Below are 18404 nucleotides of genomic sequence, written 5' to 3' on the forward strand. Positions count from 1 at the left end.
AATGACTAGAATACTTTTAGAAAATCAAGGACATACTAATAAAGTTTATAAAGATGAAGAAAATAATCTATTTATAAAGCAAAAATCTTATGACGGCTTTAATCATACAATAGATTATTTTTTACTTAATAACTTATCTTTTACACCAAAGGTTATAAAAGATAATAAAGAAGAACTTGTAACCGAATGAATTGATGCAGAAAATCTTGAAGATTCTTTTTTCACTGATGCCATGCTTCAAGAATTTGCCAAAGATTTAATCACTTTACATAATTCAAAATTAAAATTTCCCAAAAACAATATTGCAAAGCGTTTTAGAACTTATTTTAAAATGACACAAGAAAACAACGTACAAATTGAAGTTATAAATAAGTGATATCGAAAACTTTCGCTTTTTATTAAAAACATTGATACATCTGCTCCAACACACAATGATCTTTGACCTTTTAATTTACTTAGAACAAAAGAAAAAATTTATTTCATTGATTGAGAATATTCAACCATGGGCGATGTTCATTGAGATTTAGCATATTTTATTGAATCTGCAAACTTAACCAAACATCAAGAAGAGGTATTTCTAAAAGCATATGGTGATGATTTTGAAGAAAAATATCTTTTAGTTCATAAAATCTTAGTTAATGCACTTATAGTTTTATGAAATAGAAAAGAAAAACAAATTGTTTTTGAGGATGAAATTTATCAAAAAAGAATTGATAAATATATGAACATATATTTAGAAAAATACGGAAATTAAAATTGAAACTGCTTTATTAATGGCAGCTTTTCTTTTAATTTTTTGTCTAAAAATAAGATTTTAGCCATGAAAGATTACTTAAAAATACACTAAAAAATGCTAAAAAATTATTTTTTTTAGTTTAAAAAACGCTTTTTCAGCACTTTTCCTATCTTTGAAATTACTTCAATGCTTTAATTAAAACAATTAGTTTATATAAGGCTAAACTAATTAATTAAGGAAAAAAATAAAGGAAAAAACACATGAAATTCAAAAAAATACTATTGGCATCATTAACAGTATTGCCAACCGTTTCATTAATTTCAGTAAGTTGTGGTGACAAAACACCTAAACTTGATGAACTTAAAGAACTTATCAAAAATTCTTCAGTTGACACACTTTTAGAAGGTGTTGAAAGAGTTGAAACTCCTTCTAAACCAGAAGAACTTGAAGAAGGAAAGAAACAAGTTGCAAATTCTGCTGTTACAACCTATGAAGAAGCGTTAACCGCTGCAAAAGCAGTAACAGAAGAAGCAAAAGCTAGTGAAGCAAAAACTACTTTAGAAGCTGCAATTAATGCTCTAAAAGGTGCTATTGTTGTAGGAACAAAAGCAAAAGTAAGTACAACTCCTAAATTAGATGCATTGAAAAAATTTATTGATGAATCTACAGTTGAAAAACTTTTACCTGGTGTTGAACAAGTAGATAAAACTGAAGACCCTGCAACTCTTACAAAAGAAAGAAGACAAATTACAAAAGCAGCAGTTGCTACTTATGAAACTGCATTATCTACTGCAAAAACAGTAACAGAAGAAGATAAAGCAGACGCAGCAAAAACTACTTTAGAAGAAGCAATCAAAACTTTAAAAGCAGCAGTAGTTAAAGGAACCAAATCAAAAGCTTGAGATCAAAATAAAATAGAAGAATTTGGATACTACGCTGAAGAAAATCTTGAAATTGTTCCTGCACAAAAAGCAGACCTTGAACTATTAGCCGGTGGCACTGCAAACTTATGATATGACTATACTCAAAATGGAATAGTTGTTTCAAAAGATGGAAAACCTCCATTTGGAAAAAAGAAACCAAAACTTCCTGTGGCTATTACAATTAAAGGTTATGATTCAACTGAAAAATTCCAATTAACTGGTATTGGTGCAAATCGCGAATACAACGGTAAGCCAAGTGGAAAACTTACATTCAAACTTGAAGGCAAAAAATTAACAATTCAATTTGGAACAGCAAAATTTGTTGGCGGTGGAGCACACCAATATTCAATTAATGAATTCACAGCAGTTCTTGATTTAAGCTAATTTAAAAATATATACAGCAAAGCCTGACAAAATGTCAGGTTTTTGTATGCAAAAATTTAATAGTTTTTATTGTTAAAAGTTATGTTTTTACGCCAAAATATTACTAATAAACGATTTCACTTTTAAAAAAGCAAAAAAAATTTACTTTGCAAACACTTTTTAAGAATTACAATTTATTTTTAGCTTTTTTTCTCTTCAAAAAATATAGCAATTTCTAAAATTAAGGCAATTAGTTTTCAAAAACTAATTAGATAAGGAAAGAAAGAAGAAAAAAATATGAAAATGAAAAAATTATTTATCGTAACATCTATGGCAATTTTGCCAACTGTAACTTTGATTTCAGCAAGTTGCGATAATAAAACCCCAAAACTAGACGAATTAAAAGAACTAATTAATGATTCATCTGTAGATTCAATTCTATTAGGTGTTGAAAGAGTAGAAACCCCTGAAAAACCTGAAAATTTAGAACAAGGAAAAAAACAAGTTTCAAACGTCGCTGTTAAAACTTATGAAGAAGCCTTAAGTGCTGCTAAAGCAGTAAATGAAGAAAGCAAAGCTAGCGAAGCTAAAACTACTTTAGAAGCAGCAATTAATGCTTTAAAAAGTGCTATTGTTGAAGGAACTAAAGCTTCAAGCAGTGCAACACCAAACTTAAATGCTCTTAAAGAACTAATCAAAAATTCTTCAGTTGAAACACTTTTGACAGGAGTAGAAGTATTGCCGGCATCAGTTACAACCAAACCTGCAGCTGATACTGTTGAAAAAGGCAAAAAAGTTATCTTACTAAGTGCAAAAACTACTTATGAAGCAGCACTTAATACTGCTAAAGAAGTAACTGAAGAAAGCAAAGCTCAACAAGCTAAAAAAGATCTTGAAACTGCAATTAATGCTCTAAAAGCAGAAATTGTTGTTGGAAATAAAATTTCAACGACACCAAACTTAGATGCACTAAAAGAACTTATCAACAATTCTTCAGTTGACACATTACTTGCAGGAGTAGAAGTTTTACCTGCTTCAGTTACAACTAAACCTGCAGCTGATACTGTTGAAAAAGGCAAAAAAGTTATATTAGATAGTGCTAAAAAAACTTATGAAACTGCACTTAACACTGCAAAAGCAGTAACTGAAGAAAGCAAAGCTTTAAATGCTAAAACTGCTTTAGAAGCAGCAATCAGTGCTTTAAAATCAGAAATTGTTGAAGGAACTAAACCAAAAAAAGTTTGAGATCAAAATAACATTGAAGAATATGGTGATTATGTTGCTGAAAATCTAAAAGTTGTTGATACTCAAAGACAAGCTTTAAAAGATTTAGCCAAAGGTAATAGTTTACTATGATATGACTATAAAAAGAAATGATTTGCTGTTAACCAAGGATTAGGAACACCAGATTGAAATGGCAATAGACCTCCAGAAGCAATTACAATAGTAGGAAGAGCATCAGAATTTGATATTTGTCAAGCGAAGGTGATGGAACATATGGTTCAAGATCAATGAACACTAAAATCCCATTTACAATTGTGGGTAATAAATTAACCATTACATTTAGAGTTTACAAATATATAAAAGGTCAACCTTCTAAGACCTTCCCAATCTCAAAGAAAACTTTCACAGCAGTAATTGAACTATAATTATTAAATATTTATACTAATAAATCTCAATCTTAAAGAGATTGGGATTTTTTTATTTACTAAAATTTTAAAATCTTAAAAAAGCGAATTAATGATAAAATAATATGGATTGGTTTTTTTTATAACCGATTAATTAATTAAAGGAATCAAATATGAAAATTAGAAAATCATTAATTTTAGCAACAATGACAATCTTGCCATCTGTTGCACTAGTTTCAGCAAGTTGCGGTGAAAAAACACCTAAACTTGATGAACTAAAGGAACTTGTAAAAAACTCATCTGTTGAAAAACTTCTAGAAGGTGTTGAACAAGTTGAAACCCCTTCTAAACCAGAAGAACTTGAAAAAGGTAAAAAACAAGTTTCAACCGCTGCTGTTAAAACATATGAAGCTGCACTTGATGTTGCTTCAAAAGTAACAGAAGAAAGCAAAGCTGAAGAAGCAGCAACAACTTTAAAAGCTGCTATTGAAGCTTTAAAAGCTACTATCGTTGAAGGAACAAAAGAAGCTACACCTAGCACAACTCCAAAACTAGATGCTTTAAAAGAACTTATTAAAAATTCTTCAGTAGCAAAACTTCTAGAAGGTGTTGACCAAGTTGACTCACCTAAAAAACCTGAAGAAATTCAAAAAGGCAAAAAAGAAGTTGCAAAATCAGAAGTTAAAACTTATGAAGCTGCACTTGATGTTGCTACAAAAGTAACAGAAGAAGCAAAAGCAGAAGAAGCAACTAAAACCTTACAAGCTGCAATCGACGCTCTAAAAGCTAAGATTGTTGTTGGAACAAAAGAATAAAAATTTCATATTATAAATTGAGAATTTATATAAAATCTTAGTGTCAAAGCTAAGATTTTTTCTTAACTAAATTTACCAAAAACACACTGAAATTAAGTAAAAAATCAAGTTTGACATTACTCGCAATTACAACTTTATTGTTTTTAATTTATAATTTATTTACCTATTAAATTAATGAAAGGAAAATTTAAATGAAAAAATTATTATTAATTCTTTCTGCAACTGCACCTATTCTAGCACTACCTGCTATTTCTGCAGCTTGCGAAACAAAAGGACAAAAGAAAGAAAGACTACAAAAATTTGCTAATTCAGTAACTGAAGATAACATTGTTGTTGACTCAAAAGAAGGAATTTTAGCTTCTCACGCTACCAAAGATTTTATTAAATTTGTTTATGAACAATCAGATGAATTTGAAATTGAAATTGTTGGATTTGCTTTTCAAGATTTTGAAGGAACTCTTGAAATTGAACTAAAATTCTCTTTCAAAGAAAATAAAGGCAAAGGAATTGAAGTAGTTCGTAAAATTAAAATTAAAGGATTTGCATTAAAAGATGCAAATGTTGATGAAGCTGCTAAAAAAGTTAAATTTAAATATCCTAAAATTGTAGAAACTCTTTTATCTGCATTTGATGCCAATATTGTAGTTAAAATTGCACCTTTAGGATATGAAATTAGTTTCTTCAAAGCTACACCTGATCCAGATACAAACACAGTTAAAATTGAATTTAAACTTAAAGAAATTGGAACTGAAAATGAATCAAAAACAAATGTTGAATTTGTTCTTGAAGGATTTAAGAAAACTAAACTACAAATTTTAACTGCATACTTAGAAGAAGTTAAGAAAGATAATTTAATTGCAAGTGGAATTCTAAAAGATGTTGAAATTGTTGATGCAGTTTCTCTAGATCCTGCAACATATAAAAAAGGCGTTTTCAAAGTTCTTAAAAAAGATGTAGATGCTTATGAAGTTGCTTGAAATACAGCTAAAGCAGTAAAAGATGAATCAAAAGCAGCACAAGCTAAAAAAGATTTAGAATCTGCTTTTAAAACATTAAAATCTGCAATTAAAGAAGGAACACAATCTTAAAATTAACATTAAAAGATCTTAGTCTTGATGGCTAAGATTTTTTAATTACTAAACTTTTGAAATTAAGACAAAAAAAAGCAAAAATCAAAGAATATTTTGCAAATTTTTCCTTGTAAACATTTGAAAAATTAAAATATTAATTTTTATTTTATAATAGTGTATATCTATAAAGAAAATGAAAAGAAAAGGAAGTAAAAAATGAAGAAAAATTTATTTTTAATTTTATCAACAACTATTCCTGCCATAGCATTGCCTATTATTTCAGCTAGTTGTGGAAATGGAAATGAAGATAAAGCAAAAGAAGAACTACATAAGTTTGTTGGTTCAATAAAAGAAGAAAATATTGTAGTTGACTCAAAAGAAAAACTTTTACCTTCACAAGTGTTAGATGAATTAATTAACCTTATTATTGAAAAATCTGAAAAATTTGAGATTAATATTGATGCTGGTGAAGCAAACGACGATGATGGAACACTTAACATTCAAATAAAAGTTGTTTTAAAAAAGAATGGCAAAACTTATGAAGAAACTTGCAGTATTAAAATAACTGGTTTTGCAAGAAAAGTTAAATTTGAAAATGTTGATAAAGCTGCTGAAAGTGTAATTTTCATATATCCAAATATTAAACAAACTCTTTTAAAAGATTTTAAACAGGAAAAAATTGTTAAAAATGTTCCATACGGTTATGAATTAAGTTTCTTTAAAGCTGTAGTTAACCCAAGTTTAGATGAAGTTACAATCTTATTTAAGCTTAAAGATTCAAAAACTAATAAAGAAACTGCCCACAATATTGAAAGAGTTTTAAAGGGTTGAAAATTAAGTGAAGAAAAGCTTAAAGAAATTGAAGAAGCAAAGAAAAACCTTAAAACTCAAATGAACAATTTAACTGTTATTTTTGCAAGTGAATCAGCATATCAATTTGCAACAAAAAACATGGCTGTTGATAATGCTGGAAAACCTAACTTTGCAACCCAAAACTTAGATAGTTCAAAATATAGCCAAAAATTATTAAAAGTTGAAAAGAAAAGTGATGGTTGATATGTAACTGTTAAATTGGAATTAAGTGCAAATCCGACGGTCTTTTTAGAAGAAGCTAAAAAAGTAGATATGTCAAATTATTTAAAATCAATTAACCCACATGGACTTGATGAAGTTGGCCAAAAAGCATATCTTTTATCAAAATTATCTACTTTAAAAATAAATCCAAAATATACAAAAGATTTACAAAATATTAAAAGTTTAAAAACTAGCAAATTAAGTGATAAATCATATTGATTGGCACCTTTTGATAAATCATTAAGAATTACATTTTCAAAACTTAGAAAAGATAGCGAAAATTATTTTATAACTGCAACTGCTGCTTTTGAAGATTGAGTAGGAAGTCCAACTCAAGATAAAGAAATTCAAATTGATTTAAGTAAAACTGGTGTTGAAATTTATAACGAAACTCACCCAACTTCGCCAATGCAAGATCAGTTTAATCCAACTCCAACAATTGATGGAGAAGTTGAAGTTGACTTAACTTTACCCGCTGATTATAAAAGCACTGATGCCGACGATACACCTGATAAGTTCAAATTTACACAATCAAATATTGACAAATGAAAATTAAAAAACTTTTGAGTAAGTGAAGAAACTTTAAAAGGATTTAAAGATGGAACAATCACTAAACCATTAGTTCAGTTATTCAAACTAAAAGATGATAAAGACGGTTTTCCAATTCTAGCTCACAATGTTTACTTTTTAACTGATGCTGATAAATTCTTTAGAGACGCTCAACAAGTATTTATTTTAAGTGATTTTAAAGTTGTTGATGGCAAAGATACTATCAAAATTACAACTGTACCAGTAAATGATTTAAAAGTTTCAGGTGCAACATTTGCATCATTAAGAGTTAATATAACTGCTAAAAAAGATTTTAAAGAAGATGTTAAAAAAGACGTTTATAGTGAAAAATACAACACTTTCAAAGGTTCATTAGTAGTTGATTATGAAGGAAAAGATACAATCAATGTAAATGATGCACTTGCTGGAAAAGATACATCAAAAATTAAGGTAACTAACTTACCTACTAATTGAGAAGTAAATGAAATTAAATTCCGTGATGTAAAAAGTGGCAAACTAAGAGTTTGAGTTCGTTTAGAATGTAATTATGTAATTACAAAATCTTATTCATTTACTATTTCAGGCTTTCAAGCATAGTATTAATTATTAATAATTTAAAACACCTAACGGTGTTTTTTCTTTACTTTATTTATTTAAAATTTAAGCATTATAATTAAATTATGAACTCAAAAAAAATTAGATTAATATTAGCAGGAACTGGCTCTTTTTCAGCAAAGATTTTCGAAAGTTTAATCAACAATAAAGACTTTGAAATTGTTGCTTTAATTAGCCAACCAAATCTCGCCTTAGATAGAAACAAAAAACCAATAGAAACTGAAGTAAGTAAGCTTGCAAAAAAACATAAAATTCTTTTATTCCAACCATTAAAAATTAGAGAAATTTTTGATGAACTTTCTACCTTAGATTTTGATTATTTTATAACAGCAAGTTATGGGCAATTTATACCAACATCAATCATAAATTTACCTAAAAAAGCAGCCTTAAATGTTCATGGAAGTTTGCTTGAAAAATACCGTGGTGCAGCACCTGTTCAATATACTTTATTAAATGGAGATACAGAATCAGGCATAACTTTAATTTATATGATTAAAGAAATGGACGCTGGTGACATGCTTGCTAAAGCAAAAATTTTAATTGAAGAAAATGATACAGCGATTGAAGTTTTTGACAAGTTAGCAGATATTGCAATTTTAAATTTACCTATTTGATTAAATGCACATTTTTTAGGTAAATTAGAGGGCGAAAAACAAGATGAAAGTAAAGTAACTTTTGCACCTAAAATTCCCAATGAAATGCCTCAAATTTTTGAAACAAATACTACTGAAGAAGCACTTAGAAAAATCAAAGCTTTTAACAATCAACCAGGTGCTTTTATCATCAAAAACAATAAAAGACTTAAAATTTTTAGAGCAACAAAAAATAAAGTAAAAGTTCCGCTTACACTTGATTTTTCTGATGGAAAACTTTATTTAATTGAATATCAATTTGAAGGTAAAAAGATTGTTAAATATGACATTTAATTTTGATGAATTTTTAAAACTTGAAAAGGAAAAAGATTATTTCAAAATTCTTGAAGCTAAAATCCAAAAAACACCTTATTTACCGAAGAAAAATGAAATTTTCAATGCCTTTAAAAAATTTGATTTTGATAATCTAAAAGTGATTATTATAGGACAAGATCCTTATGCTAATGAAAACGTTCCTGATGGACTTTGTTTTTCAACGAAATCAAGTATAACTCCTGCATCTTTAAGAAATATTTTTAACGAAATAAAGTCATCTTATCCTAATGCAACTTTCAAATCAAACAGTTTAGAAAGTTGAAAAAATCAAGGCGTGCTTTTACTTAATTCTATTCTTACGGTTGAAGTTAAAAAACCTCTTTCTCATGCAAATTTTGGCTGAGAAACATTTAATCTAAATTTGCTTGAAAAGCTTAATGAAAATTATGCAAATATTGTCTATGTTTTACTTGGCAAGAATGCACAAAATTTTGTTCAAACCTTATCATTAAAAAATCAAATAATTTTAAAAGCAGTACATCCATCACCTCTTTCTGCTGCACGTGGATTTTTTGGTTCAAATATTTTCTTTTTAATTAATGAATCACTCAAAAAAATAGGCAAGCAAGAAATTGATTGATCTACAGAATAAAACTTGGTAAAAACAAAAGCCAAGTTTTTATTTTTTATATATGTCAATAATTTTTTAATTTTTTTCTCTTTTTAATATATTAAAAGAATTGTTAATAAGTACGGGTTTCTATTTTTAAAATTAAAGCCTAAAAAATCTAAGTAATAAAAAGAATTAAAAGTATTTTTTTAACTATAATTTGTATATTAAATTAATCTATTTAAGAAAGGAAAAAGAATGATTTCAAAATACGAACAAAAACGTAATAAATCAATGCTTTTAAAGGCCGCTTTTGAAGAAAATGAATTTCCTAAAATGGTGGCAAAAAGTGATAATTATATTACTGAATTTTTAGATCAAAATGTTGCGTATATTTTTATTTCAAAAGAAGTTAAAAATTACTATTCATTTATTAAAGTTGTAGATTCAATTGTTGCATCTCCAAGAAGAGATTATCAAATTGATTTAGCATCTTTTGTAACTAACTTTTTAACTCTTGAAGAAGTTTTACGTGCTTTTGTTTTACGTGAAGCATTTCACACTGCAAAATTATATTCAGCAAAGGAAAAACAAAAAGAAGATAAAAAAGGTTCAATTTCACTTTATTTAGATTCAAGTGATTACCTAGAATTAAACAATGAACTTGCAACTATAGCATGTGCAATCAATAAAACTAGAAACTTACAAGTTACTCCTCCAAATATTGCTACAAGTGAATTTATTGCTAAAGCGATTGAAGAAGACTTTGCTAAAGTTAAAGGTTTAAAAGTAACAGTTTTTGATAGAAAACAAATTAAAGAAAAAAATATGAACTTGCTACTTGCTGTAAATAGTGGAAGCTCATATGAACCAAGAGTTGTTACTGTTGAATATAAAGGTAACCCAAAAAGTAAAGAAAAATATGTTTATGTTGGTAAAGGTATAACTTTTGATACTGGAGGTTATAATACAAAAGGTTACTACATGGACGGTATGAAGTTTGATATGTCAGGTTCTGCTATTGTAGCTTATGCTGTCAAAGCAATCGCTGAACTTAAACTTAAAGTTAATGTTTCTGCTGTTATGATGTTAACTGACAATGCAATTGATACTCATGGAACAGTTCCAGAATCAGTTGTTAAATCAATGAGTGGTAAAAGTGTTGAAATTACCGACACTGATGCTGAAGGAAGACTTGTTTTAGCTGACGGACTTTACTACGGTGCAAGTGATTTAAAAGCTTCACTTTTAGTTGATGTTGCTACTTTAACCGGATCTATATTAACTGCATTAGGAAAAACTTATTCAGGTATTTATTCAACTTGCGATAAAGAGTGAGAAAAATTCAAAGATGCTGCAAAAATTGCTCATGAAAAAGTTTGAAGAATGCCTTTACATGAAGATTTTCATAAACCTAATAAATTAAGTAAAGTTGCTGATTTAAATAACTATTCAACGACCGAAAAAGCAGATTCAAACACTGCTGCAATGTTTTTAAAAGAATTTACAAAAGATGTGCCTTACATTCACTGTGATGTTGCAGGTACTGCTGATAATAAAGGAATGGGTTTTGGAATTTTAGTTTCAACATTAGTTGAGTTTGCTAAAAAACAAAATTAATTAAAAGGAGAAAATTATGGAATTAATTAAATTATTTGAAACCAAAAGAAGCGACCTTCCTCTTTTAAAAGCAATTTTTAAATCAAAAGAATTACCTAAATTTTTAATCGAAAAATCAGGTGAGATAACTGAATATTTAAATGAAAATCTAGCTTATATTTATTTAGATGAAGAAAAAGATTATACATATGAAAGTCTTTATGAAACAGCAAAATCTTTAGCTTCAAATGCAGCACGTTCATATCAAATCGACCTTGAGTCTTTTGCTACTGAAAAAGTTAAACTTACTGATGTAATTGATGCCTTTGTTAAAGGAATTAACTTCTCAGCATTTGAATACTTTTCGGCAAAAACTTTTACTAAAAAAGTTAACAAAAACAATCTATCTCTTTACTTACAAAATGTTACTGAAGAATCAAAAAATGCTTTTAATAAAGCAAGAATTCTAATTGAAGCACAAAACTATGCAAGAGATTTAGGTGTTACTCCTCCAAACTATTTAAACTCAGAACAACTTGCTAAAATTATTGAAAATGATTTCAAATCATATCCTAATTTAAAAGTGACTATTTTAAATAAAAAAGAAATTGAAAAACTTGGAATGGGTCTTTTACTTTCAGTTAATAAAGGTTCAATGTTTGAAGCAAGAGTTGTTATTATTGAATACAATGGAAATCCATCAAGCGAAGAAAAATATGTTTATGTTGGTAAAGGTATCACATTTGACTCAGGTGGTTATTCTTTAAAACCTCCTAAGTATATGTTAGGTATGAAATATGACATGTCAGGTTCAGTAATTGTAGCATCTGCTATGAAAGCAATTAGTGTTTTAAAACCAAAAAGAAATGTTGCTGCTATTATGTGCATAACTGATAATAGAATTAATGGTGATGCTTCTTTACCTGATTCAGTGTTTACTTCAATGAGCGGAAAAACTGTTGAAATTAATAACACTGATGCTGAAGGAAGACTTGTTTTAGCCGATGGACTTTATTACGGTGCAACTAAATTAAAAGCTACAAGATTAGTTGATGTTGCTACTTTAACAGGCGCAATTGTAAGAACTCTAGGTGACACTTATACCGGAGTTTGAGCAACAACTGAAAAAGCTTATGAAGATATTCAAAAAGCAGCCAACTTACAACATGAACTTATTTGAAGAATGCCTTTTGATGAAGATTTTGAAGAATTTATGAAAGGTAGTGTTGTTGCTGACTTAAAAAATACAGATTATACTGGAAATGCTGGTTCTTGTTCAGCAGCAATGTTTTTAAAAGAATTTACTAATAATGTTGAATATATTCACCTAGATATAGCCGGCACAAATGATATTGACGAAAAGCCAATGTTTGCTATGGTTAAAACTCTAGTTGAAATGGCTCTTTAATATATAAATAGAAATTAGCAGACAAAGTACGTCTGCTATTTTTTCACATTTTATTTTTAATAAAGTATAATTTAAAAATATTTAAAAAACATGAGGTGACTAAAGCAATTTTAAGTTCTTTTTTCTACAAACTTTCCCGCTTAAAATACAAATCTAAAAGACTAACTGTTTATGAAATTTGCCTTTTTGGAATTCTTTTAGCAATTTACATGATTGCAAGGCTTGTTGAAAGATTTGTTTTCAGAGGTCCATACAATATTAGTATAACTTATGCCATTTTTATAATCTTTGGAATAATCTTAGGTCCTTGAAAAGGTGCCTTTTTAGGTATTCTTTCCGATACTTTAGATCAAATTATTTTTGGAGTTAGCACGTGGATGATTGAATATGCAATTATTCCTGCAATTATTGCTTTTCTTTCTGGAATTTTTAGATACTTAATTTATAAAGATAGCAAAACTACTTTTGTTATAGGACTTAGTTTTTTAAGCTTTTTAACTTGTTTTATGATTGCCTTTCTATTATTTAATAGTGGCAAAATTCCAAGTGTAGAAAATAAACTTAAAAGTGATAAGGTTTCACCTTTAATAGTTGCAATAATTAGTTCAATAAGTTTAACATTGATTTGAACAGCATCATTAAGTTTATTAATAACATCTGCTAAAACAAGAAATGTTGAAACTAAGTTTAAATGTCATCTTTTCTTTGCCATCTTAATTACTATTTTTATTATTTTAATTTTAACTAGATGATTGTGGGGACCATTTGCATTTATTAATTATTTCAATAGATTTTTAGCTAAAAAATCTGCTTGAACTTATGAAACAAAATATTTTCCAATTATGATTCCGATTATTTTTAAAAGTTTTATTGAAATACCAGTTTATGCGTTAATTATTTTCGCAATCTTTCCTATTGTTAGAAAACTAAGAGAATCAATTCTTTTTCATACAAGCAAAAGGTCAACTTATTAAATAACTTCTGACATATATTGAATAATTAGTTTGAGAAAAAAATTTGCAAATTTAAAAGAACATTTTTCTTCAAATTCAGCAAAACTTTTAGATAGAGTATAAATTGCAAGTAAATCTTCTTTGGGAAAATTATGTTCTGTATGCTCTTTGCAAAGAAAACCGCCTTTGTGGAAATTGAAGTCAATAACCTTATTGTTTTTACATTCAACACAGGAATCTAATCTCGGATTTAAGCCTAAAGAAACAAGCATTTCAAGAAGCAAATAAATCAAAATTTTAGTGTCTTTATTTTGATTCATTTCTTTAATTAAAATTGAATATTGATCTATTATATTTTTGCAATTTGTATCAATTAATTTGTAAGCAAAATGAGTAAATGTTTGTTGAAAATAAATCATATTTCAACGTGGGTCAAAAATATCAATAAGTTCTGCTCTTTTCAAACGAAGGAGTAGTTTTTTACTTGTAATCACTTCTAAAGAAACATATGACATTAATGAAAGAGCATTTCTATTTTTGGAAGTTGCTTTTCTAACGCCTGGAGCAAAGATTTTTTTAATACCTTCATCAGTTAAACAAGTAATTATTTCATCATAATCTCTAATGGGCTTTTTGTCTAAGATTATTACATTCAAGTTTGCTTCTTTTAATTTTGATTGCATATATTTAAATTTTATTTGATTTAAAGGTGTTTTTTGAATTTAAAGTAAAAGAAAAAGAGAGAAAACTCTCTTAATCTTCATCATCGTAATAAGGAATAATGTGAATGTGGGTTCTGAATACTTCTTGGCCTGCACATTTTCCATTATTAACTTGTAATCTAAATCCTTTTGCTCCAAGTTTTTCAACTTGTTCTAAAGCAAGTTCATGAGCTTTTTGCATTAGGATTAGATAGTTTTTTTCGTCAATATCTAATAAGTTTTTTGAGAACTTTTTAGGTATTACAAGAAAGTGCCCTTTATTTACTGGATTAATATCAACGATTGCAATGACATCTTTATCTTCATAGATGATTGTTGCAGAAATTTCTCGGTCAATTATTCGTTGAAATGTGTCTTTTTCCATTATAAAATTCCCTCTGATTTTAGCATGTCTACTATATTTTTTTCGATCTTAGTTTCATCAATTTTGAAACCTAAATTTTTGAAGTATTTAGCAGCGTTTTTAAATAGATTATCTTTTTCTACAAGAAGTAAGTTTTGTATAATTTTTTCTTTTTCTTCTTTTGAAGATCAAGGAGTATTTTCAAAAGTGAAGAATCCAACTTTTTCTTTTACAGTCTTGCCATCTTTTTGAACGCTTTTCATTTCTTCTTTGTATAGAGGTGCGATTTTTATTAAATAAGTTGCATCAAATTTTGATGAATCATCTGCTTCAAAGTTTACATATTTAGGATATGAAAGAAGGTTGTAATTGTTTGTTTTTGAATCTTCTTGTAAATCCTTACATAGTGATTTGAAGGTGTAGAATTGTCTTTTTTCAAGCTCTTTTACTGTTAATTTTCAGTTGATTGTAACATCAAATGATTTAGCAAAATCGTATTCAAATGATTCAGCTTCTAGTTGTAAGGTGTAATTAGAAGCACCAATAGTGATTTTATTATTTAAAGTAAAGATTGTTTTATCAAGTTCGTTTTTAGCACTGGTACTATCATCAATTTGAATATCATTAGCTGTGAAAAGAACTTGAGTTTTGTTTTTTATTTTATCTGCACTAGCGGTTTTAATTTTAACTTTAGGTGCGGTTTTAGCTTTTTCAAGAATTTCAGCAAATTTAAATGCATCTTGTGAGAATACTTTTTTGGTTTTTGCATCTAAATAACCAAAGATTGGAGAGGTAATACTTTTTAAGAAATAAATACCATGGTAAAGATCGCCTGTTGTATGAGCGGCCGTTGCAAAACCTTTGTAAGCTCTCATTGTGTCAAGATTTCCTTCATTAGCACCACTTGCTAGAAGCAAGTTTTTGTGTTTAGCTACTGGATTGTAATCATATTGAGGCTTTGAGGTTGGGTTATATGAAGCAAGCAAGTTGAATTCATCAACGTTTTTAACTTTTCCATGACCTTTTCTTAAGTTCATATCACGTGAGTCTGTGAATGATCAAGTTACGTGATAGTGGTTGTTCAATAAATGTTCTTCTAAATAAAGTGAATCTGATGTTAAATCTAAAGCTTGTAAAAGAGTTGTGTCTCTGTCATCTTTTTGATCTTTATTTTCAAGTCTTTTATTTAATTGTTCAAGTTTTTGTTTATCTTCTTTTTTGTCATTATTTGCAAGTTTTTTAATTTCTTCTCTTGATTTTAGAAGGTAAAGTTTAACTGCTAAATTTTTTTGTAAAGTTAATCTAACATTATCTTCTAAAATGTTTGAGTGTTCAAAAAGGAAGATCATTTCTTCTTCAGTTGGTGAAGAAAAGGGATTAACGTTGTAGCTTGAAGCATCAACATTTGCTTTAATAAATTCAGCTTTTAAATTTGAAAAGTATTGTGGGTTTTTATCAAGTTCACTTTGACTAAAGTAAGTGAACATGTCTTTTAAATCTTTGTAAAGTTCGCCTTTTTTGCCTTTTACTACATTTAAAATAACATCACCTTTTTTGCTTGCTTCATCAAGAGTTTTGATTTCATTTTCATAGAAAGTTAATAAGTAAGCATTAGTAAGCTCTGTAAGAACTTTATTTTTTGAGATGTTTGATTTAATAATTTCAGTTTGGGTTCCACGATCAATTTTTCCATCACCATTTTTACATGAAAGTGCAATTAGAGGTGCTCCAATCATAATAGGAGCAAAAAGAGTGCTTAGTAATTTTAATTTTTTTGACATATTTTTCTCCTATCCTATCTTCTTTAAGAATTCATAAAGTGTGTTGAAAATGTATGGCAACATTTCTTTATCAGTGTGTGGAAGTAAACTAAATTTTGATTTGATTCCATCGTAATCAAAGTCAGCATTTAAATCACCATTTGCTTGTCCTTTAATTCAACCTTCAATTTCGTTTGCTTTATTTTTAATTAAACTGAAAGTTGAGATGTCTTTTAAAAGTTTTTCGTATTCTAATGCTTCATTAATTTCTTTATCAGTGAATTTTGATTTTTTATCAACTGAAAGATATTCATTAAATTCTTTTTCTTTGATGTAAGTTTTGAAATCAGGTTTATTTAAAAGATCAGCAATTTGGAAGTTTTTATCAAGTAATGAACTAAAGATTGAATCAAGTTCGAAAACTGGTGAGTTAAATCCATGAACAAATTCAAGTTTTGCTTTAATACCTAAGTCACGGATGATAATTTTCTTGATTTGATCTTCATTTTTAAGTTCTTGAATGTTTTTGATAGTAACACCAGTGCCTGTTACATATAAGAAGTTATCATTTACTTTAATAACTGTTGAAACTTTGTATTGATCTTTTCCGGGAGCAGTGCTTTTAGCAAATATTTTTCTAAAAGCTTCACCTGCTAATTTTTCAAAATCCTTTTGATCCATGTCAGTAATAAAATCTTTAATTTTATTATTTAATTTTGCATAGTCTTCAACATATGTTTTATCATCAAGCAGTTTAACATTGTTTGCAGGATCTGATTTAGTTTCAATCTCAGTTTTAATAGAAATATCATCTTTGAAAACTTGTGTTAAAAGTTCTTTAGCCAAGTCTACAAAAAGAGTATTTTTTTCTTCAAATTTGAATAAGTTTTTGCCTGAACCTGTTGCATCACCTAAAAGTGATGAAATTAAAGGTAAGTATTCATTTGGTTGTTGACTTGAAATTAAATCTTTTAAGCTTTTAAAACCTTGAGAACCATATTTTGAAGCGTTAGAAGTATTTGAAGAAACTTGTTGAACTAAAGTTTTTTCGTTTTCAGCTTGTCTTACAACTGTTTCATTAATTTCGGCTGCAAGAATTACAGGACTAATTCCTTTAAATTTAGCAAGTCTATTAATTCCAATTTCAAGTTCAACTTTATTTGCATCATCTTCTTTTTGATAACTTGAAAATTGCAGCAATTTTATAACTTCTTCTTTTGTAACAACTCAAGGTTTCATTCTATCTTCATTTGGATGAGCTAGAAGAGTTAAATCGCTGGTTATGATTTGCTTTTTCTTGATTCATTCAGTTATAAATTTAAGTGGATTTTTTTCTTCAAAAATAAATGATCTTGTAACAAAAAGCGGAATTTTTAACTCTTCTTCTTTATGAATTTGAAGTTCAGGATCACCTGCTTTTGGAAGAACGAAGTTTTCATCTTTTATTGCAAATGGTAAAGGAATCTTATCGCCTTTTTTAGCAATATCAACTCTTTTTCCTTTGTAAGTGTAATAAATATCTGCGTTAGCTAAAATGAATCCATCATTTAATTCTTTGTAAGTGAAGTCTTGGTTGATTTCAGTTTGATAACGTCTAAAGGCATTTGCCTTTAATGCTTCAGCAGTTTTAAATTCAATTGCAAGTTGTTCACTTGTTGCATTTCCTCATTCAGGTTTTGCGATTTCTTCTTTAAATTTTTGTTCTCATTGTTTATCAAAGCCAAATTGATTTTGGAATCTTTTCTTAAGATCTTCAATTTCTTTTTTCTTTTCATCTTTGATTGAATCAATTGATTGAAGAGCAAAATGTTTAATAGCTGAACCAACTTTGTTAGCATTGTAAATTGCTTCATATTTTAAAGAGGCTTCATATTCTTTTTCGTATAAATAATTTGCTAAATGTTTTTCAACTTCTTGAGTGATGTGTGCTTTTTTGTTAATGGTTGAACTAATTTTAGAAACATCATCATATTTAATTTGGTGTACTTTTCCGTTTGGATCTGTTACTTGGAAAATTACATCGCTTTCTTTAAGAGAAGGCAATGGTTTAGGAAGTTTCTTTTGTGCTTGAACAACAGGAATTGTGATTCCAGTTGCAATTGCTCCAGCAAGTACAATCCCTCAGATTGCGCCTGCAATTATTTTTTTTCTACGTGTTGATTTCTCAGTAGTAGTTTGATTTTTATTTTCTTTAGGCATGGCATCCTTTCTAATTTATCATTGTTAAATTTTACCAAATTTTGACATTTATATATATTAATAAATTTTGTAAGTATTAATAAGTAATTACATAAACCTTTAAAATTGTTCAACTTTTTCTTTGTTAAA

General features: G+C 28.0%; 15 protein-coding genes. 11 read left to right on the plus strand and 4 right to left on the minus strand.

Annotated features, from left to right (window positions below; genetic code table 4):
• The first annotated feature begins 1 nt into the window (after nt 1).
• From R9C05_RS00230 to R9C05_RS00280, 11 genes are all read left to right on the plus strand, one after another.
• Entirely contained in the window at nt 2–754 is a 753-nt protein-coding gene (locus R9C05_RS00230; RefSeq protein ID WP_404810260.1) for a phosphotransferase, read from the plus strand.
• A gap of 242 nt (nt 755–996) precedes the next feature.
• Complete coding sequence (locus R9C05_RS00235) at nt 997–2043, plus strand: hypothetical protein (protein WP_121940597.1); 1047 nt, start codon at nt 997–999, stop codon at nt 2041–2043.
• A 276-nt stretch (nt 2044–2319) separates the two neighbouring features.
• A complete protein-coding gene (locus R9C05_RS00240; protein WP_121940598.1) occupies nt 2320–3576 on the plus strand; it encodes a hypothetical protein in 1257 nt (418 codons plus the stop codon).
• A 247-nt stretch (nt 3577–3823) separates the two neighbouring features.
• Entirely contained in the window at nt 3824–4465 is a 642-nt protein-coding gene (locus R9C05_RS00245) for a hypothetical protein (protein ID WP_121940599.1), read from the plus strand.
• Between the two features lie 191 nt (nt 4466–4656).
• Entirely contained in the window at nt 4657–5553 is an 897-nt protein-coding gene (locus tag R9C05_RS00250) for a lipoprotein 17-related variable surface protein (RefSeq protein WP_121940600.1), read from the plus strand.
• A 198-nt stretch (nt 5554–5751) separates the two neighbouring features.
• Nucleotides 5752–7755, plus strand: a complete 2004-nt coding sequence (locus tag R9C05_RS00255) for a lipoprotein 17-related variable surface protein (RefSeq protein ID WP_121940601.1) — start codon at nt 5752–5754, stop codon at nt 7753–7755.
• 83 nt (nt 7756–7838) lie between these two features.
• Nucleotides 7839–8699 (plus strand): methionyl-tRNA formyltransferase, encoded by an 861-nt coding sequence (locus R9C05_RS00260; RefSeq protein ID WP_121940602.1) that lies wholly within the window; start codon nt 7839–7841, stop codon nt 8697–8699.
• Nucleotides 8689–9333, plus strand: a complete 645-nt coding sequence (locus tag R9C05_RS00265) for a uracil-DNA glycosylase (protein ID WP_121940603.1) — start codon at nt 8689–8691, stop codon at nt 9331–9333. The genes R9C05_RS00260 and R9C05_RS00265 overlap by 11 nt, the downstream gene beginning before the upstream one ends.
• 216 nt (nt 9334–9549) lie before the next feature.
• Entirely contained in the window at nt 9550–10911 is a 1362-nt protein-coding gene (locus R9C05_RS00270; protein ID WP_121940604.1) for a M17 family metallopeptidase, read from the plus strand.
• A gap of 16 nt (nt 10912–10927) precedes the next feature.
• The gene (locus R9C05_RS00275) at nt 10928–12298 is read left to right on the plus strand and encodes a M17 family metallopeptidase (protein ID WP_121940605.1); all 1371 of its coding nucleotides are present in this window, start codon (nt 10928–10930) and stop codon (nt 12296–12298) included.
• A gap of 95 nt (nt 12299–12393) precedes the next feature.
• Entirely contained in the window at nt 12394–13272 is an 879-nt protein-coding gene (locus R9C05_RS00280) for an ECF transporter S component (RefSeq protein ID WP_318613923.1), read from the plus strand.
• On the opposite strand, the gene recO is transcribed toward R9C05_RS00280, so the two are convergent.
• The 4 genes from recO to R9C05_RS00300 form a co-directional block, all read right to left on the minus strand.
• Nucleotides 13269–13934 carry a DNA repair protein RecO gene (gene recO, locus R9C05_RS00285; protein WP_121940606.1) on the minus strand — a complete coding sequence of 222 codons (666 nt, stop codon included), beginning with the start codon at nt 13932–13934 and terminating at the stop codon, nt 13269–13271. The two genes, R9C05_RS00280 and recO, sit on opposite strands and share 4 nt — an antisense overlap.
• A 70-nt stretch (nt 13935–14004) precedes the next feature.
• Nucleotides 14005–14337, minus strand: a complete 333-nt coding sequence (gene hinT / locus R9C05_RS00290) for a histidine triad protein HinT (protein WP_121940607.1) — start codon at nt 14335–14337, stop codon at nt 14005–14007.
• The gene (locus R9C05_RS00295) at nt 14337–16097 is read right to left on the minus strand and encodes a HinT-interacting membrane complex lipoprotein P60 (protein WP_121940608.1); all 1761 of its coding nucleotides are present in this window, start codon (nt 16095–16097) and stop codon (nt 14337–14339) included. Before R9C05_RS00295 ends, hinT begins: the two co-directional genes overlap by 1 nt.
• Before the next feature lie 9 nt (nt 16098–16106).
• Nucleotides 16107–18275 (minus strand): HinT-interacting membrane complex protein P80, encoded by a 2169-nt coding sequence (locus R9C05_RS00300; RefSeq protein ID WP_121940609.1) that lies wholly within the window; start codon nt 18273–18275, stop codon nt 16107–16109.
• Nucleotides 18276–18404 lie beyond the last annotated feature (129 nt).

The sequence above is a fragment of the Metamycoplasma subdolum genome, assembly GCF_033546815.1.
Classification (GTDB): domain Bacteria; phylum Bacillota_I; class Bacilli_A; order Mycoplasmatales; family Metamycoplasmataceae; genus Metamycoplasma; species Metamycoplasma subdolum.